Genomic DNA, 24,591 nt, shown 5'->3' on the forward strand with positions numbered 1-24,591 from the left:
ACTGATGCGGCGTTTGCCAGTTATCTGGCGCCAAACTATAAGTGGGACTGGGACTGGGACTGGGACTGGATTCGGCTGGCTTGCCTTTGCTGTTGCCCTTGCCCTTGTTCGTGGTCCTGTCGTTCACCTCAGTATTAGTGCAGTCTCTGACTTAACGGTTTCACGCTATACGTTTTTTGATTGCAGCCACCGCCACCTGGGTCGCCACCGTCAAAGGTTCTGGCAGTTGGTCCAAGGCAAACCAGTCCATGCCGCTGTGTTTCTCAGGCTCCTGCACTACGGCTTGGCCGGTGAAAGAGTTCACCAAATAGACTGGCGCTACCCAGTGCTCGCTCTTGTCGGTATCAATCTGGTCCACATTGACCAACAGCTCCAGGCTCTCCAGACGCAGGCCCACTTCTTCCGCAATTTCCCGCGTGACGGCCTGCTCCAGTGTCTCCAGCCAGTCCACTTTGCCACCCGGTATACCCCAGTGCTCGGCTTCCGGTGCGCGCACCCGTTTGAGTAGCAGGATTTTGCCGTTTTGCATAATGACTGCACCGCAGCCCACTCGGATGGTTTCGTCCATGTCTACATCTCGCGTTTGGTAAAAGGGGCGCGATGTTTAGTCACGCATAAAAAAAGCCGCGAACACAGCAGGCGGCTTTGGTCAGGCAAGGCAATGCGGTGCTTAGGGGAAACCGGCACATTGCTCTACAAAGGCAGGCCGTGAAGCCAGGCGATGGTAGTAGTCTTCGGTCGCTTTGAGCACCGGACGATCAAATGGCGTATTCAGCCAGCGGTGAATCGACAGGCCCAGAATAATATCGGCCAAGCTGAACTCCGATCCGGCGGCATAGTCTGGGGTCTGCGCCAAGTGCTTGTCCAGAATCGACATTACCTTCGTCCAGGCCGCCAGGGATGCCTGAATTTGTGCTGCATCCTGATGCTTGGGCGATTGACGTACCAAACCCCAAAACGCATAAGTCCAGGTCGGGTTCAGTTCGGATGCTTGCCAGTCCAGCCATTGATCCACTTTGGCGCGTTGCCAGGCATCTTGCGGATACAAGGCCGTTGGTGACTGGCGATTGGCCAGATAACGCACAATGGTATGGGACTCCCACAGCACGCGATCCCCATCCAGCAGGACGGGGATTTTTGCGTTGGGATTCAGCGCACGGAACTCGTCCGTGTTCACGTCCTTGAAACCCATGCCCCAATCCTGCCGCTCAAATTCCAGATTCAGCTCCGCGCAGGTCCACATGACTTTGCGCACATTGATGGAGGATTCTCTGCCAAGAATAGTCAGCATGATGGGGCTCTCAGGTGATATTTACTTGCTGGCGGGCAGTAGTTCGTCACGGCGCTCGATAATGCGCGAGATCAGGCCATATTCAATGGCTTCCTCGGCACCCATCCATTTGTCGCGCTCGATATCGTCACGCACACGCTCGATAGGCTGGCCAGTTTCACGGGCAATCACCTGAGCGATACGTTCGCGCGCTTTCATGATTTCCTGCGCTTGAATGGCCATATCGCTGGCCTGACCACCGGCGCCACCGCTAGGTTGGTGAATCAGAAAACGGGTTTGAGGCAGGCACACGCGGCGCTCGCGGGCCGCACCCAGGAACAGGTGGGTGGCAGCACTGCCAACCCAACCGGTACCGACCATGGTGACGGGCGAGGAAATAAAACGCACCACATCATGGATGGCGTCGCCCGATTCCAGGTGCCCACCGGGCGAGGACACGATCATGGTGATGGGGGCGGTGGATTCGGCATCCAGCGCCAGCAGCTTGCGCACGGTTTCCGAGGCGAGCTTATCCGTGATGGTGCCAAAGACCAGCACAGTACGGGCGCGGAAGGCTTTTTCTTCCAGAAAGGCGCTGTCTTGAGGGCTGGTATCAGAGCGAGTTTCTTTTTCTTGGCCAAGCATGGGGAAAGACTCCAAGGGATAAGTATTCTGTCTGCTAAGGAAAATCGATTGCTCGACTATATCCCGGCTGATGGTCAACCGGGCTTTCACTTGGCAAATTTTGTGGTTTTTTTTGTCCGGGCCTGGGGCCGCAATAGGGCGCAACGCAAGCAGACAAAGCAAATGCAGGGCGGTCGGCCCTGCAAGCTCATCATAGTCTCATGCTTGTTGCGTGTTTTATCCAGGGAACAAGACCTTATAGTCCTGTCTCTTGGACCAGCATTACGGGAAGGGCTGATCTACACGCTGCCGCTAGGCATGGAGACTTGCCACAGGACCCCGATACATCATTGGAAGCGCTTCTCTCAACAATGACACGACGCTCCCTGCCACTAAAAAAGATACCTGTCGCTTCAGGCACTTGATGCTAAAAGGGGACGGCACTCGATCAGTTGCCAAGGTCGAAGAAGTCCCTGCTTAAAAACGCTTTTCCAGCTTCAGCGCGACTTCGGTTTGCTTGTATTTGAATGCCCAGTCGATATTGCTGTTGTTGAAGGTGTGCTTCACATATAGATTGGGCGTAATGCCTTTGAAGGCGAAGCGTGGCATGCCCACGTTCAGGATATAAATCTGCTGGCGATCCTTGCGCAGCCCGCCCAGGAACAAGTCCGCGGCATCGTGTCGAGTCTGCCGGTACAGTGCCGTGGCGTTGATGTTGAAGCCCGCATCAAAGGCTCTGTAAATTCCCAGGTTTGCCATATAGCTGCGGCTTTGTGCGGTTTGTTGAGACTGCAGATTACGGGTGTAATTCAGGCCCCCGTAGACCACGGTTTTTGCATCGATCAGATACGAGCCGTACAAGCCTATCTGGTTCTCTTTGACGCCTTCAAAGTACTGCCGTAAATCGCCTTTGTAGGACAGGCTCTTGTGCTGGGTATTCACGCCTACTTGCAGCCTGTCGCTAAGATTGTGCTTCCAGTCCACGCGCCCGCCCCAGGACTGATAGCTGGTGCGACGGTTGGTGTAATTGTTCTCGAACAAGGGCGTAATCGACAGATCGTTTTTAGCATCCTGATAGTTGTAGCCCGCGTAAATAATGCTGGTGTTGTCGCTGTAATAAATGTCCTTGGGCTCGGCTTCCTTGTGCTTGTCGTACAGATTGCCGTAGCTCAGACCGCGCAGCAGCAGATTGTGGTTGCCGCTTAGCTGGAAGCGCCGGTTCAAGGTCAGGTCGTAGACCATGGCCGTGGATTTGACCGGGTCCGGCATCTTGCGCACCGACGGAAAGCACCCAAAGAAATAGCAGGTAAAGAAGGTGTCTTCCTGGCCGTTTTCTTTGTTGATATTGCTGTTGTAGCCCAAGCCAATCGAGGCGGAACCGTGCCAGGCATTGCGGTCTTGTAGGGCACCCTGGAAGCCTTCGATCACCGGGCGCACTTCATCAGGAATACCGGCAGAGGAAATCTGGCTGAACAGCTCCTTGGCTTCGCTGGATTGATAGTCCTCGAACAACAGGCGGGCCAGTTCCAGCTTGGCGCGCATCATGTTCGGATCGCTTTCCTGAGCCTGGCGCAGCTTGCTGATAGCCAGGCTGTGATTGTCCTTGCTACGGGCCACCATCCCTTGAGCCATCAGCACCAGGGCAGGGTTGTGGCCGGGCAGCTCCTGATACTTTTCTACAAACTGATCCACCTTGGCCCACTGCTGCAGATTGATGGCGACATAAATGGCCGGTTCCAGATCGGTCAGCGTGGCATCGACGCTATAGGTTGTGCCGTTGATGGTGATCAGGGCTGATGGGTCCACATCGGGCGGGGTTTCTTCCACTAAATGGGAGCGTTCGCGTTCGTTCAGATTTCGGTCGATTTGATTCAGAAGTCGGCGCGTATCGTCGTCGTTGGCCTGCACCGCGCTGGATGCCATGGCCAGCAGCAGGCACAAAAGGGGAAGGGCTCGCCCATGCATGAATGAAAACCTTGCAAGAAAAAGGGGAGATGGACGCAGGGTCCGGAGAGAAAGGGGATCGAGCTTGTCGATCCCCCTTTTCTTATGGCAACACTAGGGTGTTGTCAGAGGCGGATTACTGCTTGGCACCGCCGAAGGCCATGTCGCCAGAGCCACCTGGGGTGTTGTAGTAAATGCCAGCCAGCGCATCAGCAGCAGCGCCGTAGAATTGACCTTCAATTTTGGACGAGTCGGTGAAGTTCTTGGCGAAAGTACCATTGGAGTTAATGGTCGTGCCATTGAAAACTACCGTACCAACCAGACCAGCCAGGGTACCTGTACCACCACCGTAGTTGGCGGTCAGGGTGCCTTTGGAGATACCAGCCTGGGTGCCGGGGTTGTATTGGTTGACACCTACAACGTCGTACTTGGCATTGACCAGGTTAGGCATGGCCGTGGTGGGGTTTTCGCCAGTGTAGAACACCGTGCGGTCAGCATGGCTCAGATTCAGGTCCGTGCTGCTGCCTTGGCTGGGGTTTGCTACACGAGGAGCCCATTCACCAAAATACACTTCTTGACCTGGTACTTTGGCGACAACCTCACCACCGAAGTGTGGGTAGCCTGTCAGTGGGTCGTTCATTTGGCGGTAGGCGTAGATTTGGGTGCCTGCGCCTACGCCGCTGCTAATAGTGTGGCGCCATGTCTCGGAGATCTTGGTGCCTACAGGCATTTGAATATAGCCATGGCCATCTGTGTTGCTTAAGACCTGGTTTGTTTGCCAAATGGGACCGCTCTTGAAGCTGACCACACCCGACTGATCGGCTGGGTTCGCGTTGTAAGGATCGGTGCCGGGCATGGAGATGCCTGCCTCGCCTTTAGCCATCATCGTGGACTCTTTGTCGGCCACTACAAATTTCTTTGAAGCACCACCAGCTACCGGGGCAGCGAAGCTGCTGGCGGAGGCCAGCAGGAAAGCCGAAACAATAGCCAGTTTTTGTACATTCAGACTTGCTTTCATTACGAACTCCATTAAGTGAAGAAAAAGGGCGTTTTTACGAAAACGACCAAAAAAACTGATTAACTTAAAAACGTGCTGTCATACCGACGCGCACTGTCCGTCCAGGGGCCGGAATAGAGGTGCGGGCCATGGGGTCTAGGTAGTACTGATTGGTTAGATTGCTGATCGCCACATCTACATTCAGGTTCTTCTGCACCTGATAGCTGGCGTAGGCGTCGAAGACCAGGATCGGGTTCCAGTAGTTGGCGCGGTTATAGGCCCAGCCGATAGCGCCAAAAGCACCCTCATCTTTATTTTTGGCAGCACTGTGATAAACGGCGCGTGCGCCCAGCAATAGTTTCTTTTCCAGGAGACGCGCACCCACATCCAGATTCAGTGAGTACTGGGGTTGCAGGCTGGTTCTGGCAAATGTCCTTGGGAATCCCCCATCCATGCAGCCTGGAACTTCACGGCCACTTGCTGCTCCTGGGATAGGGCTGAAGGTTCGCGCGTAATCGTGGTCGCATAGCTGTTGTTTCAGGCGATACGTACCACCAAAGTTGGCAAAGTATTTACCGCTATCCACTCGAGCTTGCAGTTCAATGCCGGACATTTTTTTCTCGGCAAATTGGACGACATTGAAGTCCCAGTCTCGGTCTATATAGTCTTTGATGCGGTTATTGAAATAATTGATCCTGACGTCTGCATAGTCCAGGCTGGGGAAGTAGCTGCTCAGGTTGTGGGCATAACCGATTTCCCAGTTATAGGCATGCTCCGGGCTAATTGCGACACCTGTGGAGCGTTTGCTGCTGCCTGTCATCGCCATGGAGGACTCAAACAGACTAGGGAAACGGACAAACTCGTTATATCGTGCATACACACGAATATCATCTGTGATAAAGGCAGTCAGTCCGATATGGGGAACCCATGCATGATCTTTCTGCTTTTTGGGTTCCTCCCATTTATTGGGTATTTCAGATTCGTCTTGATACACCGGTGTCCGGTCGGCATTCGACGCAATATATTTATCAGCTGTGCCCTTTTGACCTTGTGCATCAGTCACTTTTTCGCTTGCATTAATCTCGCCATTTGTGAACGGGTTGTTGGCCACAAAATCTTTGTGGCTGTCGCCTGACGGTACAAAAACTGTTTCGTCTGTGTAGCGATAGCCGTTCACCTTGCCTTCATGGAAAGCTTTACCGAGATAGTCTTCAAATGATTGTTTTGTCGTATGGCCAAAAACAGCTTCTAACAAGCTTGGGTCGAGGTCCGAGATGAATTGCCAGTCTTCTTCATATTGTTTGTAAATGGGGAGCTTGGTTTCAATGATTTTCCCCTCGTAATCAGCGACTTCCTGATTCGTCATCAAGCGTTTTACGTGATAGTTGTAGCCCGTCAGAGCGGGCCTAATAGCCCAATCCTTATGCTGCTGGCTACGCATCTCGGCCAGCTTGTCGTCATACGACCAATAGTCGCTGTAACGAGCGCCAGCATTCACCTGCAACCAATCGATCGGGCGCCAATCAAAATTAAAACCAAAGTTCCATTGTTGGCGGGTGCCCGAACGCGGCCCCATATGGTTTACGCCCCAGTTCAGTTCAGTCAGGTGCGTGAGGTTTTCCGAAGCGTCATGCTGTTTGAGTTTTTCGCGCGTAAAGTCCGCTTGCAAGCTCAAGTCCAGAGTGGGGTGCAAAGTCATTTCATTGCTCAGGTTCAAACCTGTGCGACGGTGATCGGTAATTTGCAAGGCGCGAGGCACAATGTTGAAACGACCATCCGCATTGGATTCTTTATCGGGTGGAGTCGTAGGGACGTTGGCACACATGGGTAGATCTCTGCCCAGGACGTGGCAGTCCGTATAGTCATCCCACGCGTTATCCCGACCATTCCACCCGTCGCCTTGAGTGCCATAGATAACGTCACCGTTCTGATGGCGAGCACTGTCACTTTGGGTAATCCAGGCGCCGGCTTTCAAGTTGATGAAACGGTTACCTTCGGGGTTCCAGGAGTAGTTCAGATTCCAGGTGTCTTGTTTGACCTTGCTATAGGGGTTCTCGTTTTGCAGAATCTTTTTTTCGCCCTGACCATCCAGCGCATGCACGGCCCAGACCACGTTCCAAGGCACACTCTCGCCAAAGGTATGGTTGCTGCGCATGTAGCTCATATCAATGGCTTGATCGTGAGGTAAGCGCAGCGTTCCCTTGAGCAGGGTGGTTTCCAGTTCGCTGGAAGTGTTCAGGACCTCTTCACCGGGGCGGAAATATTTGGCGATGTAGCTGATGCTTGGGGATGAGAAGCCCGGCCTTTTATCGTTCTTCGCATCTTCCTGCCATGAGTCGTGCTCGTACTTCTCGCTACCCTTTTTACCGCTGTAATAGTTGCCGCGACTGCGGTAGCTGTATGCAGCCAGCAGGTCAAAGTTCTCTTGTTTGGTTGCGATTGCCAAGCGATAGGAGTGGTCTTCGAAGTTGAAGTTCTTGCCGCCATTGCCTTCTTTAGGCATACGCTCTGGCGAAACGGATCCCGGCAGAATGACGCCGTTAGTACCACTCTTGTCAAATACTGCGCCAGGGATGTCCCTGTAGTCTTTACCGAACACTCCGAATGAACGCTCATTCGGCTTGGTCGAATTCGTCGCTGTCTCCGCCTTCAGCTCAATCCCGAAGCTCTCGCCCGGTTTGACAATATCCTCCACCTGCAGCGTGCGGATCTGCACCGATCCGCCAATCCCGCTGGCCCCCGACGTTGCCGACACGCCTTTTTCCACCAGAATGCTGCTGATCATATTGGGATCAACATAGTTGCGGTTGGCCACCCCGGCCGGTCCCAGCCAGACCGATGTTGCCTGTTCCGTGCCGTCAATCGTCAGTGGAATTCGGCCTTCACCCTGGATACCGCGAATGTTCGGGTCCAGCGCGCCGCTGTTGCGCGAGTCCCCCGCATAGACACCGTTCAAACCCTTGAACAAGTCCCCCACGGAGCTGCCCTTGTACAGCTCGATTTCTTCTTTGCCGGCGTACACATTGGAGACGTCTTTCTCGAAGACATCGGCCTTGCCGGCTTCATCGCGGGTTTCACGCACGACGGTAATAGTGTCCAGGCGAGTGGCTCTGTCCGTGTCTTCCTGGCTCTCGTCCTGACGGGAGGAGGGTGGGGCGCTGCCCACGCTTTGGGCCTGTGTCTGCCCGGCCCAGGAGGCCAGAATCAAGGCATACACCAGCGGCTTGAGCGCGTGTTTTTTTGTGTAGGGTGAAAGGGTAGCGGACATAAAACGAACCAGGGCTCCGTGCGAAAATAACAATCTGTCGTGAGGAAATACTTCCCGTTTGCTGGCCAGGCTCACCACTTGTCTCAAAAGGTGAGGAAAGGCACGGGGATATTATTCACATTAATGAGAATAATTATCACTTAGATTGATATGCAGGACGGAGCAATTCCTATGCAGGACCGGAAATCCGCTGCAATTGCAGGAATTTGTCAAAGCAGGAGGGGAACTTTTCAGAGAGAGGGCCGCAGGAGGCGGCCCGAAAGAAGGGTGGGCCTCTATGAATGCAGAGGCCGAAAACAGCGGAATTACAAGGGTTTAGGCGCGCTTGTTGCCAAAAATGGATTTGGGCGAGCGGCCAAAGTAGCGCGTAAAGGCGACGGAAAAATTATTGGGGTATTTGTAGCCGACTTGCCAGGCGGCCTGGGCCACTTGTTGGCCGGACTCCAGCAAGGTATAGGCTTTGCGCATACGCAGTTCCAGCAGCAGGCCGATAGGCGTGTTGTCGTACAGATAGCGAAAACCTTCTTTAAGTTTGTGCTCGTTAATGCCCACCGTCGTCGCCAAATACTCCACCGTGATTTGCTGGTCCAGTTGCGAGCTGAGCAAATCGCGTGCTCGCTCGACCCGCTGAATATCTTCTACCGATAACGGGGCGTTATTGGGGGCGTCGGGCGGGGCCAGGCGGTTGAACTGCTCGGCCAGCAAGCTCAGTGCATGGATTTGCAGATTCAGCCTGTGGTGATGAATGGGCTGCTCCGGGGTGCACGGCTGCATATAGCGTGCCAGTGCCGCAGCATGGGCCATGGTGGCCTGGCTGCTGGCATGAAAAGACAGACGATGCAGTCCCACGCAATCCATCAACTGGGTTGCGCGTTCCGGGCCCACGTATTTGTTCAAGGCCGTCTCGCTGATGACCAGCCGTAATTGCGATACGGACTGGTCCTCTTGATAGTGGCGTTCCCCCCGCAGGGATCGGAAAGCCGTCACCGTGGTATGGCCTGCCTTGAACAGCAGATCTGAACTCTCCCGACCCTGATAGGCCGACTGTCCTTGCAGACCCACCGTCACCACAATGACACGGCCCGCGTGCGGGCCGTTGCTCTCCTCAACCAGCGATCGGCTGGGGTGGTAGTGCAAGCGGCCCAACAAGAACCCTTGTTCCAGTTCCACGCATTCGGAATAGCAGTGGCCCAGCTCTTCGGGTAGTTGCAGCCGGACTCGGCCATCGCTCAGAGCGCGGCATGACCTGGGTTCATCCGTGGTTAAGCGATAGCCAAATTTGCGCGTGTTCATCATTTCTCCTGCTAAAAGCGCCTCGCATATGAATTGCTCCGTTCAGCATAGATCTTAATGCAAATAATTCTCATTAAATATATATCATTTCTAGCTGTGATGGCAGAGGGAAGGGCCATTGTGAAATTCACGGAGGTAAAAAACAGTGCTGGATCGATCGCTAGGAGAAGTCGTTTTGTCGGAGCAATTGCTGGAGTCGCATGCTCTGCAAGCCTGTTGGGACGCGCAATTGGCGGGTCTAAGTGCAGATGCCTTGAGCCTGGCTTTGGGGTATGGCGTGTTTGCGCATCTGGATCAGTTTATCGCTGCGGAGGAACTTGCGCTTGTACTCAAGTGGGACGCCGACAACACCGCCTACCTGCTGGAATTGTTGTGGAGTCTGGAGCTGCTGGAGTGTCAGTGGACCTGTCAGCGACGCTATCGCAGCCTGCCGCAAACGGCGCGATATCTGAATCCGGGTTCGGCGCAATATTGTGGCGATGCCTTGCTGTTTCGGCATGGCGTCTTGCGTCAGGTGGGCAATCAGCTCGATGAGCTGCTGCGTAATGGCAAATCGCCTCCCGCGGATCCGGCATTGATTCAGCAAGGCTGGGCAGCGGCGGCACGTTCGCAAATTGCCCAGGAACAAACGGCGGTGACGGCCGAGGTGGCCTGTGAAATTTTTGGAGCCGTGCCGGAGTTCTGGCAGGCGCAACGTCTGCTGGATTTGGGTGGTGGGCCAGGATTGGTAGCCATCGCCTTGGCGCAAGAGCAGCAGGACTTGAATGCCGTGGTGTTCGAGTACGAAGCGGCGGCGGCCGTCGCCCAGCAAAAAATTCTTGATGCCGGTCTGGAAGCGCGTGTCAGTACCTTGGCTGGTGATCTGCTGGTGGACGATTTCGGGGCGGATTATGACCTGATCTGGTGCTCTTCCGTGCTGCATTTTGTACCGGATATTCCTGCTTTGCTGGCCCGTCTGTATCGCGCGCTGCGCCCCGGTGGGGTGCTGGTGTGCTGTCACGCCGAAGTGCATACCGAGGTCAGCAAGGCCAGACGGATTTTGCATTACTACCTGCATATGCGCATGCAAGGCCGCCAGGTGCTGCCGGAAGGGCAGTTGGCCCAGTTGCTGGAACAAGCCGGATTTGATGATGTTCAGCAGTTTGATGAGGTGCGCTTTCCGGTTGCGCCCGTCACTGCATTGATTGCACGCAAGGCGTGCAAAGGGTGATGAGAATGAAGACGTGGAAAGCATGGGGGGCGCAGCTGCTGTTTGGCTGGATGAATCTGGTGCTGGCTGTCCCCAGTATTTACCTGATGCTGGGTATGCCCCTGGTGATGCGCCAGCACGGCTGGTCCGGCACCGAGATAGGCTTGTTCCAGCTGGCGGCCTTGCCCGCCATTTTCAAACTGGTGCTGGCCATGCCGGTGCAGCGTGTCCGCCTGGGCGGTGGGCATTTTGTGCATTGGCTGTGGTTGATGGCGGTCTTGTTGTTGGCTTTGTATGTAGGCATAGGCCGCGAGAATCTGATTGATCAGCGGACCCTGCTGTTTGCCCTGACCTTTGCCATCAGCATTGTGGCGACCTGGATGGACATCCCCTTGAATGCCTTGGCGGTGCAATACCTGCCGCGAGACGAGCAGTTGCGTGCAGGCAGTATTCGTTCTGCCGCCTTGTTTCTGGGCGCGATCGTCGGGGCGGGAGTGATGGTGCTGGTGCAGGCCCGCTGGGGTTGGCAGGCACCGTTTGCCTTGATGGGCCTGGGGCTGGTGATTGGTTGTTTGCCCTTTGTCTTTTTGCGCTCCCAAGCCGGCTTGCAAGCGGCTGAGACCGAGCAGGCACTGCCCGGTTTCGTCGCCGATTGGGTCAGTTTTTTCGGGCAGGAAGGTGCCAGGCAATGGACCAGCCTGCTACTGACAAGCTTCCCCTTTATTGGTGCTGTCTGGTTCTACTTGAAACCCTTGATGCTGGACCAGGGCATGCCTTTGGAAGAGGTGGCCTGGACGGTAGGGATTGCCGGTGGCATTACCGGTGCCGTGTTCAGCCTGATTGGCGGACGTTTGGCGTCATTTCTGGGTGCCGCGCGTGCCATTCCGATTTATCTGCTGGCGGCCTTGCTATCCCTGATTCTGTTGATGGTCTCGGTCTGGGCCAAGCTGGGGCCGGTGTGGCTGATCAGCAGTGCCCTGTTGATTGCGGCCAGCATGGGGGCTGTGTCGGCATTGCTTTTTGGGCTGACCATGTTCTTTACCCGTAGACAGCGCAATGCCTCGGACTACGGTTTGCAGTCGACCATCTTCACCCTGGCCCGTATGGCCGTTCCCATTGCCGCCGGTATCGTGCTGGATCGTTTCGGCCAGCTTGTCATGCTGGGCGTGCTTACCCTGGGCGTTCTGCTTGCCTTTGTACTGGCTTGGCGTGTGCGTCAAAGCGTCGGTGCCAGTACCGAAGTTTTGCTGCGTAGCCAGTAAGTCAGGGCCTGAAAACGCCAGCGTGTGCAGGTTGCGCTGGCGTTCATCGTTTTTGCTCCGTTTCGCATAGAAATTAGAACTCAAAGGCTATTGTGTCATTTTCGGTCATATTTGAGAATAAGTCTTGTTCGTATTCATATGTATTTAACCAGGAGTCATTATGACCTTGCCCCCATTAGTTGAGCCCGGTGAGCCTTTAAGTCGCGAAGAGGTTAACCGTTATAGCCGTCACCTCTTGATTCCCAATGTGGGCATGGAAGGCCAGCGCCGCATCAAAAATGCCAAAGTGCTAGTCATCGGGGCAGGGGGCCTGGGCTCACCTACCTTGCTATATCTGGCCGCAGCCGGGGTGGGCACACTGGGCATCATCGACTTTGACCGGGTGGATGAATCCAATTTGCAGCGCCAGATCATTCACACCGTAGACAGCATTGACGAGCTGAAAGTGGAAAGCGCCAAACGGGCGATTCACAAGCTGAACCCCCATATCAAGGTAGAAACGTATACCGACAGGTTGGAGCCGGAGATGGCGGTCGAACTGTTCTCGCGCTACGACCTGATTCTGGACGGCACCGACAACTTTGCGACCCGCTATCTGGTCAATGACGCGTGCATGCTGGCCGATAAACCCTATGTCTGGGGTTCGATCTTCCGCTTTGAAGGCCAGGTCTCGGTGTTCTGGGAAAACGCACCTGGTGGCATAGGCTTGAACTACCGCGACCTGTACCCCGAGCCCCCACCGCCCGAGCTGGCTCCTTCTTGCGCGCAGGGCGGTGTGTTTGGTGTCTTGTGCGCCTCGATTGCCTCCATCATGTCCACCGAAGCCATCAAGCTGATTACCGGCATTGGCGATCCTTTGATCGGCCGCCTGATCGCTTACGACGCACTGGATATGTGCTACCGCGAACTGCCCATCCGCCGCCTGCCCAATCGCAAGCCCGTGACCGAGCTGGGCGATTACCAAACCTTCTGCGGCCTGAACCCACCGGCTGATGCCATGGCCATCCCCGTGCCTGTCATGACTGTGCTGGAGTTGAAAGAGCTGTTGGACCAAGAGCAGGCCCCTGTCCTGGTGGACGTGCGCGATCCCAATGAATGGGAAATCGTGAACATTCCTGGCGCGATTCTGATGCCCAAATCTCCCACCGTCGCCGCCGAGATTCTGGCTGCTTTTGGTCCGAATGCGGATCTGGTGATTTCGTGCCGCTCCGGTGCGCGTTCCAGGACCGTGTGCGAAGAGCTGATCAAGTTGAATGCTCCCAAGGTGCGCAATCTGGAAGGTGGCGTGCTGGCTTGGGTGGAGCAGGTCGCTCCCGAATTGGCGTCTTACTAAGTCCGGGAGGGAGCACATCATGGCCTTGCAGATTCGTCGTTCTGCCCTGGAGCAAGTTTTGAATCATGCCAAGCAGGATCACCCCATCGAGGCATGCGGACTGATTGCCGCCCAGGAGGGTTCGCTGATCGCAGAACGCGTGCTGCCCATGCAAAACCGGGCGGCCTCGGAGGTGTTTTATCAGTTCGATTCGCGCGAGCAATTTCAGGTCTACCGCCGTCTGGATGAGGACGATCAGGAGTGCTGCGTGATCTACCACTCCCACACCGCCAGCCAGGCTTTTCCCAGTAAGGACGACATTGATTTTGCGGGCCATCCCGAACTGCATTACCTGATCGTGTCCACCTGGGATCAGGCCACCGTGCCGGTTCGTTCCTTCCGGATTATCGATGGCGGTGTGACCGAAGAAACCATTGTGATTGTCTAGGGAACAGCGTCGCTCCCCCAAGGGAGCGTGCGTCCCGGCTGTTGGAAACCACTATTTCAAAGGAGTTTTAAGCATGTCCATTTCAGTCTCTATTCCGACCTTGCTGCGTCCACTGACGAACGGCGAGAAGAAAGTCCAGGCCCAGGGCGCTTCGGTAGGCGAAGTGATCGAGCATCTTGAAGGTCAGTTTCCCGGCATCAAGGCACGCCTGATGAGCGGCGAAGACCTGCATCGTTTCGTGAACATTTACGTGAACGAAGAGGACATCCGTTTCAGTGATGGCCTGAAAACCGCCACCCGTGCTGGCGACAGCCTGACCGTACTGCCTGCCGTAGCAGGGGGCTAAGACCGTCTGGTCTGGATTTTCATGGTGCAAGTGCTGGTTTCTGCAATCAGCACTTGGCGTGCGCATCACTCTGGTTTGGAACTATGTCTGAATTACTACATGGCTGCGGATTACGTTGGCAGATGGGCTCACAGCCCCCGTATTGGCAGGGCTTGCCCGCTGCCTTGAGCCGTCAGGCCCGATTGCTGGGTTTGTCCGAGCAAGCCGCAGGCCAGCAAGACGAAGCAGCATTCAGCCTGCATTCGCCTGATTTTGGAACGATTAGCACGCGTCTGGAAACCGAGGCAGGTGGCATGACGCAAGCCGCGATCAGCGAGCTGAGCATGCAGGCCGCCAGCGGTATCTTGTCCGTGCATGGACGCTCCAGTGGCCCGTCGGGCACGCTGGGTCTGGATTATCTGGCTGTACTCAGTTCAGCCATGAGCTTGCAGGCGACCTTGGCGGCCGCCTTGGGTCAGTTGCGTGGCGGACGTTTCTCCACGGTGTCGGTCTCGCCCTTGGGTTGTGGCTTGCTCAGTATCGGTCAGTATCTGGCTGGGGCAACGGCGGCTCAGGACCCTGAACAGTTATTGGCAGGCAGTTACGATCCCGGCTTGCGGCCACCCTTTATTTCGCAGGATGGCGTGGTCTTTGAATTGGAAACGCTGGACCCCCGACCCTGGCGCGCCTTTTGGGAAGCGGTGGGTGTGCCGGCTGATCTGGCTGGCCAGGCCTGGAAAGCTTTTTTGCTGCGCTATGCCAAGGCGGTGTGCCCCATGCCAGCGGCGTGTTTAAGCAGCCTGCAAACCCTGAACTTTGCCCGTTTGCAGGAACTGGCCTTGCAGACCGGCATGGCCATCTTGCCGGTACGTACACCGGCTCAACGCCAGAGCGATAGTGATTACGCGGCCTTGGCCGGTCTGTGGCAGCATCAGACTCATGCCGCGCCCGGCTCATTGCGCACCTTGCCGTCCAACGCTGATTTGCCCCTGCGCGGTTTGCGGGTGGTGGAGTCCTGCCGTCGGATTCAAGGGCCTATTGCCGGTCACTTGCTCGCGCTGCTGGGGGCGGAGGTGATTCGTCTGGAGCCACCCGGTGGCGATCCCTTGCGTGCCATGCCGCCGTGCGTGGATGGCTGCTCGGTGCGCTTTGATGCGCTCAATCAGTTCAAGACGGTGCAGGAAGTGGACATCAAGTCGGCTCAAGGCCGCCAGGCCATTTACGAACTGGTGAGCGAGTCCGATGTGTTCCTGCATAACTGGGCACCGGGCAAGGCGGCCGAGCTGCAACTGGATGCCCAGGACCTGCACGCGGTGCGCCCGGATCTGGTCTACGCCTATGCGGGCGGTTGGGGCCAGGAGCAAGTGGACGCGCCGGGTACGGACTTCACGGTGCAAGCCTGGTCGGGCATTGCTCACACCATTTCTCAAACCTCGGATGCACGGGGTGGGTCTTTGTTTACGGTGCTGGATGTGCTGGGCGGGGTGATGGCCGCGCTGGGTATCAGTGCCGCCTTGCTGCGCCGGGGCCTGAGCGGGTCGACAGCTCCTTGCTGGCCACGGCCGATCATCTGGCCCAGGCCGTTTCTCCCATCAGTAAAACCGGCGTGTCGGCGGTTTTCCAGACGGGCGAGGGTTTCATGGTCATCGACTGCCAGGATCAAACGCATCTGCATGCCCTGGCCGGGTGGCTGAATGTGTCGCCCGATGCCGTCTGGACGGTCTTGCCGGATCGTCTTCTGTCCCAGTCTGCCCTGAGCCTGGAAGCGCAACTGGATGTGCTGGGCATACCGGCCCGCCGTGTCCATAGCAATCTGGCGCAACTGCGTGCTGATCCACGCCTGGCGTCCCATTTCCATGACAAGGGCTATTCGTCTGTTAATTCTCCCTGGAGGTTTTTATGAATCACGCTGGCATCATCGATCTGGTCCCTGCGTCATTGCGCCAACGCTGGATAGAGGACGGTACCTACCCGAACAAGCCGGTCTTTACGCTGTTCGCGGAAAAAGCCCAGGCTCATCCGGACAAGCTGGCGGTGCTCTCGCCGCAAGGCAATATCAGCTATGGCGCCTTGATGGACGCGGCTCTGCGTCTGGCAGGCAGCTTGCGTCGGGCAGGGATTATGGCGGGAGACGTGGTGGCGTATCAGCTCAGCAACCATTGGGTGTGCTGCGCCATTGATCTGGCCGCCGCTGCTTTGGGGGCGATTGTCGCGCCTTTCCCACCCGGACGGGGCAAGCTGGATATTCAATCGCTGGTGCGTCGTTGCGATGCACGGGCGGTGATTGTGCCGCATGAATATGCAGGCATTGATTTGTGCGAAGTGATCGAGTCCTTGCGTCCTACGCTGCTGTCCTTGCGTGTCCTGATTGTGCAAGGCCCATCGCGTCCGGGCTGGATGACTTTGGATTCCCTGTTCGAGGGCGAGCCTTTGGCCTTGTCCGAATTGTCGGTGGTGTCACCCAATTCGCCCGTGCGTTTGCTGGTGTCCTCGGGCACCGAGTCCGAACCCAAGCTGGTGGCCTATTCGCATAATGCGCTGGTGGGCGGGCGTGGTCGATTCCTGCAGCGCATTTCCCCCAATGATGTGGAGTTCCGCGGCATGTATCTGGTGCCGCTGGGTTCTTCATTTGGCTCTACGGCCACCTTCGGCGTGCTGTGCTGGTTGGGTGGTTCTTTGGTGGTCTTGCCCAAGTTTGATGTGCCTAGTGCGATTGCCGCCATCAATGCCTTCAAACCCAGCTTTATTCTGGGCGTGCCCACCATGTTCCAGCGTATTGCTGCAGCGCCCGAGCTGGAGAAGGCCGATAAAGCCAGCTTGCGCGGCTTGATTGTGGGCGGTTCAGTCATTGACGAAGCCACGGTACGCCGTTGCGTGGAAGCCTTTGATTGCGGCTTCATCAGTCTGTACGGCTCGGCCGATGGTGTGAACTGCCACAACACGTTGGATGATCCCATCGACGTGGTCTTGAGCAGTGTGGGGACCCCCAATCCGCAAGTGTGCGAGATCCGTCTGATTGATGACGAGGGTGCCGAAGTGCCGCAAGGCGAAGTAGGCGAAATCACCGCACGCGGTCCCTTGAGCCCCATGCAATATGTGAACGCCCCGGAACTGGATGCCCAGTATCGGGACGAGCAGGGTTGGGTGAAAACGGGCGATCTGGGTTACATCAATGCCCAAGGGCAGTTGGTGCTGGCTGGTCGCAAGAAAGACATCATTATTCGTGGTGGTGCGAACATCAGCCCGGTGCAAATTGAAGGCCTGGTCATGGCTCACCCGGATGTAGTCACTGTGGCTTGCGTGCCAGTTCCCGATGCGGATCTGGGTCAGCGTATTTGCTTGTGCGTGACGGTGCGTGAAGGCGTGCCGCGTTTCTCGCTGAAAGAGATCACCGACTTCTTGCGTGAGCAGGGTCTGGAAGTGAACAAGCTGCCCGAGTATCTGCGCTTTTACCGCAGCCTGCCGCTGACGCCTGCAGGCAAGATCGACAAGCGCGCTTTGGCTGCTGATGCTGCTGCATTGGGTTCCGGGGCCAAGACTGCAGCGGGGATAGCAGCATGAGCCACCTTGCCATTTCCAGCGCGGCCTTGAGCCGCAAGCTGCGGCAGTTTGTGGATACCGAGATCATCCCTAATGAGGGCATTCTGGCCCAAGGGGATAATCTGGCCCGCGAGCTGACTCTGGACCTGACACGTCGTGCTCAACAGGCGGGTTTGTTTGGCAGTTTCTACCCCATGCATCGCGGTGGTCGGATCGCCAGTTTGGTCGAGTACTTGCCTGTGGCTGAACAGGAAGGGCGCTCCGAATATGGTCCCGGCATTTTCGGGGCAGATGCCACGCTGGATGCGTATATGTTGAGTCATCATGGCTCGGCCAGCGTCAAACAGCGCTTTCTGACGCCCTTGCTCAAGGGCGATGCGGTGTCCAGCTACGCCATGTCCGAGCCGGACAGCATTGGTTCGATTCCGGCCACCATGCAATGTCAGGCTCGCCTGAAAGACGGGCAATGGCATGTGAATGGCCGCAAGTGGTTTATTTGCCGGGCGCAACTGGCCAGCTTCGCGACCGTGGTGGCGCGCAGCGCGGACGGTCCCGTGAATGAGTCCTTGTCCATGGTGATCGTGCCCACGGATGCGGCGGGCTTTAAGGTCGTGCGTCCCTTGCCTTTGCTGGGACGTTATCAGGGGCAAAACGAGCTGCTGTTCAACAATGTGACCGTGCCGGAGGACTATGTTCTGGGCAGCGCCGGGCAGGGCATTGCCTTGATGCAGAAGCGCCTGGCTTTGGGTCGTATCTTGCGATCCGTGCAATGGCTGGGTTTGGCGCAACGCAGCTTTGAAATCATGTGCGAGCGTATTCATTCGGAACGTGGCGAGCTGGCCCGTCTGGCGGACAAGCAACTGGTTCGGGCGCGGGTCTATCAGGTGTATCGCGCCATTACCTCGGCTCGGTGCTTGCTGCGTGAAGCCGCCGTCAAGTTCGATGCGGGCTTGCCCAATTCCGTGGAGGTGAATGTGGCCAAGCTGGCGGCGTCGGATGCGGTCAGCGAGGCGGCAGATTCCGCTATCCAGATCATGGGGGCAGAAGGGCTGGCGGATTGGAGTCCCTTGTCTGGCATCTACCGGACAGCACGTACCACGCATATTCTGGATGGGGCGGACGATGCCTTGATCAGCACGGTCGGCAAGCACTTGCTGCAAGCCCACTACGCCACTCAAGAGACGGCAGACATGAACAAGGCAGTCGCATGATGCTATCGACACGGGCAAGTCGTTCACCTTGGGTGCTGGCCAGTTTGATGACTCTGGCGATGGGCATGCCCATGATGGTGTTCTATGCAATCGGCGTCTTGGGCCCGCAAATCATTCAGGATCTGGGCATCTCGCGCGAGCAACTGGGTTGGTTGACCACCAGCACCTTTGGTCTGGCTGCCTTGCTCTCGCCGTGGGCGGGGGCTTTGGTGCAGCGCATGGGCAATCGGCAAGGTTTGTTTTTGCTGTTCCTGCTGGTGGCCATGTCCTTTAGTTTGATCGCGGTGTTGCCGGGTTTCTGGGGTGTGCTGACGGCTCTGCTCTTGTGCGGCTTGGCGCAGTCCTTGGCGAACCCGGTGACCAATCAGGCCATTGCCCAGTTGGTACCGGCAGAGCGCAAGGCCGGGTTGGTCGGTATCAAGCAGTCCGGCGTGCAGGCTTCGGCCTTGCTGGCCGGTCTGGTCCTGCCCACCCTGGCCTACAAGCTGGGGTGGCGGGGGGCGTTTGTGGTGTGGGTGCCCGCCATGCTGTGCCTGTCCTATTTTGCCTTGCAGCTTTTGCCGGCCAGAGCCAGCACCGCAGCTGGCAGCATGTCCTGGCGCTTGCCCTGGCCCAGCCAACAGCTTTGGCTGTTGATGGCCATTCAGCTGTGCGCGGGTCTGGTGCTGTCGTCCTTCATCACTTTTCTGGGTGTTTTTGCGCAGCAGCTGGGCGTGTCGCCGTACTGGATAGGGATGCTGGTCAGTGGCTTTGGGGTGATGGGGATTGTGTCCCGAGTGCTCTTGACGCCTATCGCTGCCCGCTTTGGTGATGAAACCTTGTTGCTGGGCATCCTGTTTGTCATCCCGATTGTGGCCTTGTTGCTGATGATGATGGCCGTGCCGGACAGGCTTTGGCCCTTGGGAGCCGGGGTGCTGGCCATTGGCCTGACCCTGGTGGCGACCAATGCAATTGCCATGAGCATGTTGCTGCGAGATGTCCGCTTTGGGGCACCGGCTCGTACGGCAGGGCTGTTGTCCGTCGGGTTCTTTGGCGGCTTTGCCTTTGGCCCGCCACTGTTTGGCGTGTTACTGCGCTCGCCCGAAGGCTTTGCCGCTGCCTGGCCTTTCCTGATGGGCATTCTGGTGTGTGCCAGCTTGTTGTGCCTGATTCTGTACCAGGTTCGTCGTATGGCAAAAGGGGAATGATGGGATGTCTGTAGAGGTATTGGGATCAGCCAGCATCGAGTCCATTTTTGCGAATATGGACCAGGTTGCCGAGCAATGTGGGGAGCAGTTTCCCTTGTTCAGACAGTCCTCGTCCGAGCAATGGACCTTGTCGCGACGTGGCTCCTGGTTGGGGGGCTTCTGGGCGGGCTTGTGGTGGCGACGTGCCTTGATCAGTGGTCAGGAGCAGGATAGGGAGCAGGCGCTGAACTGGAGTCAGAAGCTGCAAGTCTGGCTGGAAGAGCCCAGCATCAATCGCAGTTTCGTGTTCTGGTATGGCTCTGGCCTTGGGAGCCTCTGGCATGGTGACAGACAGGCGCAAGCCTATGTGGATCAGGCTGCTCAAGCCTTGCTGAACAGCTTTGATGCGTCCAGCGGCTTCTGGCCCTTGGGGTCCGGGATGGGGGGCGGGGAGGCAGGCAATCACATGCTGAATGTGGATGCTCTGGCTCCGACGCTTTTGGTGCTGGATGCGCAGGGTGGGCCGGTGGCACGTCAGTTTGGACAATGGCATGTGGATGCTTGCCTGCGCTACTTGCAAAAGCGTAGCGGAGCCTGGCGCGATACGGTCTTGTTGCGAGGGCATGATGTGCTGGCCGAGCAGGGTGCGGAAACCTGGCAACGAGGGCAGGCCTGGGCCATGTTGGGCATGGCAAGCGCAACGCGCTTGTATGACAGAAAGTCCTATGCTCAAGCAGCCCTGAATGCCTGCCGATATTGGCATGAGCGTTGGGGGAGGTTTGCACATGGCTTTTTGACGCAGAGATCTCCGTTAAGCCCGGTAGACCGTTCGGCCTGGGCGATTGCTTCTTTGGCCATGTATGAGCTGTGGCAGATTCTGCCGGAACAAGAATGGCTGCAGGAGCAATCGCGCCTGTATCTGGATGCCTTGCTGACTCCCGAGTTAATTGAGACCGGCCGTTTTGTGGGGCATCTTTATAAAGTTGCGCCGGGGCAGACTGAACTGGTGGAGTCGGCATGCGCCAGCTTCTTTTTGCTGGAGGCTTTGCTGGCGCATTCGGCTTGATGCGCTTACAGGTCGGTTGCTTGCTTTACTGAATATGGGTATGGCGTGTCGATAACAAACAGGCCAAAACAAAGAGATGGTTTTGGCCTGCTTTGCATTTGACGATGCAGCGTATCAGGAAATCTGTAAAGACCCGGTCGCACCCATCAACAGGTCGATCACATCCGGTGCGGTAATGATCTCAAAACGTGGGTCCATCTGCTCGGCGCTCAAGCCGTTATGTAGCATGCAGGACTTGCACACGGCTACGCGCCCGCCTTGTTCCAGATATTTCTTCAACAGCTCTGCTGCCGGTTCAAAGGGGGCCCCAATATTGATGGGGTCGGCGGCACCGGGTACACCCAGCGCGACTCCTTCAGCCATCAGAATCAGGCAGGCGCTATGTCCTTTCTGAACCGCATTGACAGCCATGGTCAGGGCCACGGTTACTTTGTCGGGATTGCCCTGGGCATGGAACAGCGTCGATACAAAAGCAGCGGGTTTAGGCATCACAATTCTCCTTGTTTCGGTTCAAGACTTGAATTCATTGAATGCGGCAACGGCATTGGCCGCGTACATCACGGATGGACCACCGCCCATATAGATCGCAACCCCCAAGGCTTCATGTACTTCCTCCAGACTGGCTCCCATCTGCGCCAAGGCCTTGCTATGAAAGCCTATGCAGCCCTCGCAATGGGTGGCTACGCCAATTGCCAAGGCTATCAATTCTTTGGTTTTGGCATCGAGGGCACCGCCTGTCATGGCGGCCTTGCCCAGATCTCCAAACCCTTTCATCACGTCAGCCTGGGTCTGACGTAGCTGCGCCAGATTGCTGGAAATGCCTTGGGTCAGTTGCTTGTAGCTAGTTTCACTCATGCATAACTCCTGTCGTATTAACAAAAGCAAAGGAATGCTGAAATTGTTGACTGCATTAATTCAGTATATGCTAAATTAAGATTTATCTAAATTAATGCGCAAGAAAAGCTGGATAAATCATGATCCAAAGCAAATCCGACATCGAGCTGTTGCAAGAGAGCGCTGATCAGGCGGCTGCTTTGTTGCAGGCGGTGGGCAATCCCAAACGCCTGGTGATTTTGTGTCTCTTGATTCAGCAAGGCGAGATGAGTGTGGGAGCACTGAACGAGATGGTGGCGTTAAGCCCCTCGGCCCTGTCGCAGCATTTGGCGCGCATGCGCCAGGAAGGCCTGGTCAGCTACCGGCGCGAGGCGCAGACCTTGTATTACCGCATTGAGGACCCGAACGTCGCCAAGTTGATTGGCACCTTGAAAGATATTTTCTGTCCCTGAGCCTGAAGGCCGCAGGGAGCAGGGCGCATCGCCTTCCAGCCATCGCCCGACCCGTTTTTCCCTTGCTTCTTTGTTGAAAGGATTCGCCATGAAAAGCAATGTAGGTGGTTTGGATCGTATTGCTCGTATCGTTGTGGGTGTGGTGCTGATTGCGCTGGCAGTCACGAACGTCATCGGCTGGTGGGGCTGGCTGGGCTTGATTCCTCTGATTACGGGGCTGGTCGGTTTTTGCCCGCTGTACCCCATGCTGGGCCTGAGCACCTGCCCGCTGAAAAAGCGTCAATAGATCAGTCGCTATGGCCTGGTAGCGGGGCATTCCCGCCCGCTCCTTGAAAAGGTTCCTTGTGCTCAAGGAGCCTTTTTATTGCCTGAAAACCCGCCTTGTCTCGCGGATGCGTGGCGGCCAAAGCAAGGCGCTTGGCTGGCCTTTTCGCCAATGTATGATACAAATCTGTTCAATGTGGACATTGTTTAGGTGTATTTATGTCTGGCAACAACGCTGACACGGGCAAGAGCAAAAAGATTCTGATCATTGCTGGCCCAAACGGGGCAGGCAAGACGACGTTTGCGCGCTCTTTCCTCCCGGCCGAGGCGGAGGTGCTGCGTTTTATCAATGCAGATCTGATTGCTGCAGGTTTGTCGCCTTTTGCGCCAGAAAGCGCGGCCATCAAAGCGGGGCGTTTGATGCTGGACGAATTGAAAGAAGCGGTTCGCCTGGGCGAGAGCTTCGCGCTGGAAACGACCTTGTCTGGCCAAGGCTATGTGCGCCATATTGAAAAATGGCAGGCGCAGGGCTATCGCGTCAGCTTGTATTTTTTAAGTCTGCCCGATGCGGATATGGCGATCGCACGGGTGGCAGAACGGGTACGTCAGGGTGGCCATAACATCCCCGAACCCGTCATTCGTCGCCGCTTTGCGGCTGGCATGAAGAACTTCCTGCATCATTATCGGGACACCGTGGATGATTGGGTTTTGTACGATAACGCAGGCAGTGTGCCAGTCCTGTTGGAGTGGGGAGAGAAAGATGAATAAAGAAGATATTTCCAAAGCAAAAAACCCGGACTTGCGTGCTTCGTTGGCCGCCTTGGAGCGTGCAGCGCAGTCGGCACGTTTTGTGGCCATGCAAACCAATACCTCGGTGGTCTTGGTAGAGAACGGCAAGATGATCAAGCTCTCGGCAGAGCAACTGCGGCAGGAAGTCTGCAAGAGTTGACGACGCTGGGCTGCGATCGCGGCCCTGACCTGCTCGCGCCGTACTTTTGTTGCTGCTGAACAGCTGGTTTTGTGAAGAACTCAAGAGGGCGATGGGTCTTGTAGACAAGTCTAAGATGGCCGCATGAATATCCGTATAGCGCATGGGATCAGCCAGAAAGCAGGCTGGCAGACTAAGTAGTTACTCCAATCTGCCAGACATCCTTGTCGTCGAGATCGGCTTCAGACCATGCCCACATCATGCTCCGTATCAGGGTACTGGCTCAAAGTCGCCAGAAACTCCGAAGGTGGATAAGTAAAGGTCTTTTTAAAGGCTACTGAATAAGCGCTCAAACTTTCATAGCCACTTTCCAGCGCCGCCTGCGTGATGGACCTGCCTTGCAGCAGAAACTGGATCGAGGCCATCAAGCGCATCTGTTGCCGCCATTTCCCCAGATTCATCCCCGTGCTTTTCAGGAAACGCCGATGCAAGGTTTTCGGCGTCAAGGCGTATTGCCGCGCCACCTCATCCATTGTTTTTTGCTGGGCTGGCGAGCGCACCAGGTCTTCGCAAATCCGTCGCATCAATTCCTCTTCCGGCCAGGGCAAATGAAAAGGCAGGGGATGCAGCACGCGCAACTCTTCTATCAATAGCTGTCCCAGTAAGGCGTCTCGTAACGGCGGGTTCTCTTGCGGAATCACCCGCACCAGTGCTGCAATCAATTCACGCACCAGTGGTGTGACATGGATCACGCAGTCGTGGTCCGGTAATTGTGCGGCCAGAATCTCATCAATAAATAAACCATGCACATTCACGGCGGTGGTGGCATTGAGCTGATGCGGCACGCCGGGTCGCAACCAGACGGCGGTGGTGGGTGGCACCAGCCACTGACCGGTATCGGCCTGCACCAGCAGTACGCCTTCAGTGGCATACAAAAGATGCCCACGGTGGTGGCTATGGCGGGGCACTTCATGCCCGGGCGGGTAATGCTCGATTACCCCGCTGACCAGCAAGGGCGAGGTATCGGAGTGAGACAAGTCCAGTGCCCGCCCACCGCGTTCAGGGGATGCGTAGCCCATATTCAGGAATGTCTAAAAAAATAAAACAAATGACTATTTTTTGATAGAAGGCCAAGTGTCTTGCAGTCTAAAGTGCTTTTATCGTCTTCATCAAGCACTTTGGGATTGAACCTGTCGTG

General features: G+C 56.3%; 25 protein-coding genes. 15 read left to right on the top strand and 10 right to left on the bottom strand.

What is annotated here, in order from left to right; all coding sequences use genetic code 11:
- Window positions 1–160: 160 nt before the first annotated feature.
- From U2949_RS13730 to U2949_RS13760, 7 genes are all read right to left on the bottom strand, one after another.
- Window positions 161–568 carry an NUDIX hydrolase gene (locus tag U2949_RS13730; RefSeq protein ID WP_257723107.1) on the bottom strand — a complete coding sequence of 136 codons (408 nt, stop codon included), beginning with the start codon at window positions 566–568 and terminating at the stop codon, window positions 161–163.
- Between the two features lie 102 nt (window positions 569–670).
- A complete protein-coding gene (locus tag U2949_RS13735; RefSeq protein ID WP_257723106.1) occupies window positions 671–1,291 on the bottom strand; it encodes a glutathione S-transferase family protein in 621 nt (206 codons plus the stop codon).
- Window positions 1,292–1,312: 21 nt separating this feature from the next.
- Window positions 1,313–1,915, bottom strand: a complete 603-nt coding sequence (locus U2949_RS13740; protein WP_042479978.1) for an ATP-dependent Clp protease proteolytic subunit — start codon at window positions 1,913–1,915, stop codon at window positions 1,313–1,315.
- A gap of 456 nt (window positions 1,916–2,371) precedes the next feature.
- Complete coding sequence (locus U2949_RS13745) at window positions 2,372–3,859, bottom strand: surface lipoprotein assembly modifier (protein ID WP_321288318.1); 1,488 nt, start codon at window positions 3,857–3,859, stop codon at window positions 2,372–2,374.
- Between the two features lie 115 nt (window positions 3,860–3,974).
- Window positions 3,975–4,856, bottom strand: coding sequence for a Slam-dependent surface lipoprotein (locus tag U2949_RS13750; RefSeq protein ID WP_321288321.1), 882 nt, complete (start codon window positions 4,854–4,856; stop codon window positions 3,975–3,977).
- Between the two features lie 64 nt (window positions 4,857–4,920).
- The gene (locus U2949_RS13755) at window positions 4,921–8,103 is read right to left on the bottom strand and encodes a TonB-dependent receptor domain-containing protein (RefSeq protein WP_321288323.1); all 3,183 of its coding nucleotides are present in this window, start codon (window positions 8,101–8,103) and stop codon (window positions 4,921–4,923) included.
- A 315-nt stretch (window positions 8,104–8,418) separates the two neighbouring features.
- Window positions 8,419–9,396 (bottom strand): helix-turn-helix domain-containing protein, encoded by a 978-nt coding sequence (locus U2949_RS13760; protein WP_321288326.1) that lies wholly within the window; start codon window positions 9,394–9,396, stop codon window positions 8,419–8,421.
- 175 nt (window positions 9,397–9,571) lie between these two features.
- Here U2949_RS13760 and U2949_RS13765 point away from each other — a divergent pair, with 175 nt between their 5' ends.
- From U2949_RS13765 to U2949_RS13815, 11 genes are all read left to right on the top strand, one after another.
- Window positions 9,572–10,606: a class I SAM-dependent methyltransferase gene (locus U2949_RS13765; RefSeq protein ID WP_321288328.1), complete on the top strand. Its 1,035-nt coding sequence runs from the start codon at window positions 9,572–9,574 to the stop codon at window positions 10,604–10,606.
- Window positions 10,607–10,611: 5 nt separating this feature from the next.
- The gene (locus U2949_RS13770) at window positions 10,612–11,847 is read left to right on the top strand and encodes an MFS transporter (protein WP_321288329.1); all 1,236 of its coding nucleotides are present in this window, start codon (window positions 10,612–10,614) and stop codon (window positions 11,845–11,847) included.
- A 160-nt stretch (window positions 11,848–12,007) separates the two neighbouring features.
- Entirely contained in the window at window positions 12,008–13,180 is a 1,173-nt protein-coding gene (moeB, locus tag U2949_RS13775) for a molybdopterin-synthase adenylyltransferase MoeB (RefSeq protein ID WP_257723099.1), read from the top strand.
- Window positions 13,181–13,199: 19 nt separating this feature from the next.
- Entirely contained in the window at window positions 13,200–13,607 is a 408-nt protein-coding gene (locus U2949_RS13780) for a M67 family metallopeptidase (RefSeq protein ID WP_257723098.1), read from the top strand.
- 73 nt (window positions 13,608–13,680) lie between these two features.
- Entirely contained in the window at window positions 13,681–13,953 is a 273-nt protein-coding gene (locus U2949_RS13785) for a MoaD/ThiS family protein (protein WP_003801260.1), read from the top strand.
- An 83-nt stretch (window positions 13,954–14,036) separates the two neighbouring features.
- The gene (locus U2949_RS13790) at window positions 14,037–15,626 is read left to right on the top strand and encodes a CoA transferase (protein ID WP_321288331.1); all 1,590 of its coding nucleotides are present in this window, start codon (window positions 14,037–14,039) and stop codon (window positions 15,624–15,626) included.
- A complete protein-coding gene (locus U2949_RS13795; RefSeq protein WP_321288333.1) occupies window positions 15,572–15,835 on the top strand; it encodes a hypothetical protein in 264 nt (87 codons plus the stop codon). The genes U2949_RS13790 and U2949_RS13795 overlap by 55 nt, the downstream gene beginning before the upstream one ends.
- Window positions 15,832–17,493, top strand: coding sequence for a class I adenylate-forming enzyme family protein (locus U2949_RS13800; RefSeq protein ID WP_321288335.1), 1,662 nt, complete (start codon window positions 15,832–15,834; stop codon window positions 17,491–17,493). Before U2949_RS13795 ends, U2949_RS13800 begins: the two co-directional genes overlap by 4 nt.
- The gene (locus U2949_RS13805) at window positions 17,490–18,683 is read left to right on the top strand and encodes an acyl-CoA dehydrogenase family protein (RefSeq protein ID WP_321288337.1); all 1,194 of its coding nucleotides are present in this window, start codon (window positions 17,490–17,492) and stop codon (window positions 18,681–18,683) included. The genes U2949_RS13800 and U2949_RS13805 overlap by 4 nt, the downstream gene beginning before the upstream one ends.
- Window positions 18,680–19,870: an MFS transporter gene (locus U2949_RS13810; protein ID WP_321288338.1), complete on the top strand. Its 1,191-nt coding sequence runs from the start codon at window positions 18,680–18,682 to the stop codon at window positions 19,868–19,870. The genes U2949_RS13805 and U2949_RS13810 overlap by 4 nt, the downstream gene beginning before the upstream one ends.
- 4 nt (window positions 19,871–19,874) lie before the next feature.
- Window positions 19,875–20,915, top strand: coding sequence for a hypothetical protein (locus U2949_RS13815; RefSeq protein WP_321288341.1), 1,041 nt, complete (start codon window positions 19,875–19,877; stop codon window positions 20,913–20,915).
- Between the two features lie 114 nt (window positions 20,916–21,029).
- On the opposite strand, the gene U2949_RS13820 is transcribed toward U2949_RS13815, so the two are convergent.
- Both U2949_RS13820 and U2949_RS13825 read right to left on the bottom strand, forming a co-directional pair.
- The gene (locus U2949_RS13820; protein ID WP_321288343.1) at window positions 21,030–21,404 is read right to left on the bottom strand and encodes a DsrE family protein; all 375 of its coding nucleotides are present in this window, start codon (window positions 21,402–21,404) and stop codon (window positions 21,030–21,032) included.
- Window positions 21,405–21,425: 21 nt separating this feature from the next.
- Entirely contained in the window at window positions 21,426–21,770 is a 345-nt protein-coding gene (locus U2949_RS13825; protein WP_009454588.1) for a carboxymuconolactone decarboxylase family protein, read from the bottom strand.
- A gap of 119 nt (window positions 21,771–21,889) precedes the next feature.
- Between U2949_RS13825 and U2949_RS13830 the strand changes: the two genes are divergently transcribed.
- The 4 genes from U2949_RS13830 to U2949_RS13845 all read left to right on the top strand — a co-directional run bounded on the left by U2949_RS13830 (window position 21,890) and on the right by U2949_RS13845 (window position 23,414).
- Window positions 21,890–22,201 (top strand): ArsR/SmtB family transcription factor, encoded by a 312-nt coding sequence (locus U2949_RS13830; protein ID WP_026482752.1) that lies wholly within the window; start codon window positions 21,890–21,892, stop codon window positions 22,199–22,201.
- An 88-nt stretch (window positions 22,202–22,289) separates the two neighbouring features.
- The gene (locus tag U2949_RS13835; RefSeq protein WP_009454584.1) at window positions 22,290–22,487 is read left to right on the top strand and encodes a YgaP family membrane protein; all 198 of its coding nucleotides are present in this window, start codon (window positions 22,290–22,292) and stop codon (window positions 22,485–22,487) included.
- Between the two features lie 197 nt (window positions 22,488–22,684).
- Window positions 22,685–23,233, top strand: a complete 549-nt coding sequence (locus tag U2949_RS13840) for a zeta toxin family protein (protein ID WP_009454582.1) — start codon at window positions 22,685–22,687, stop codon at window positions 23,231–23,233.
- Entirely contained in the window at window positions 23,226–23,414 is a 189-nt protein-coding gene (locus U2949_RS13845; protein WP_009454580.1) for a hypothetical protein, read from the top strand. Before U2949_RS13840 ends, U2949_RS13845 begins: the two co-directional genes overlap by 8 nt.
- A gap of 221 nt (window positions 23,415–23,635) precedes the next feature.
- Here the strand turns inward: U2949_RS13845 and U2949_RS13850 are convergent, their stop codons facing one another.
- Window positions 23,636–24,472: an AraC family transcriptional regulator gene (locus U2949_RS13850; RefSeq protein ID WP_321288349.1), complete on the bottom strand. Its 837-nt coding sequence runs from the start codon at window positions 24,470–24,472 to the stop codon at window positions 23,636–23,638.
- Window positions 24,473–24,591 lie beyond the last annotated feature (119 nt).

Source organism: Alcaligenes phenolicus (genome assembly GCF_032063905.1).
Lineage (GTDB): Bacteria > Pseudomonadota > Gammaproteobacteria > Burkholderiales > Burkholderiaceae_B > Alcaligenes > Alcaligenes phenolicus.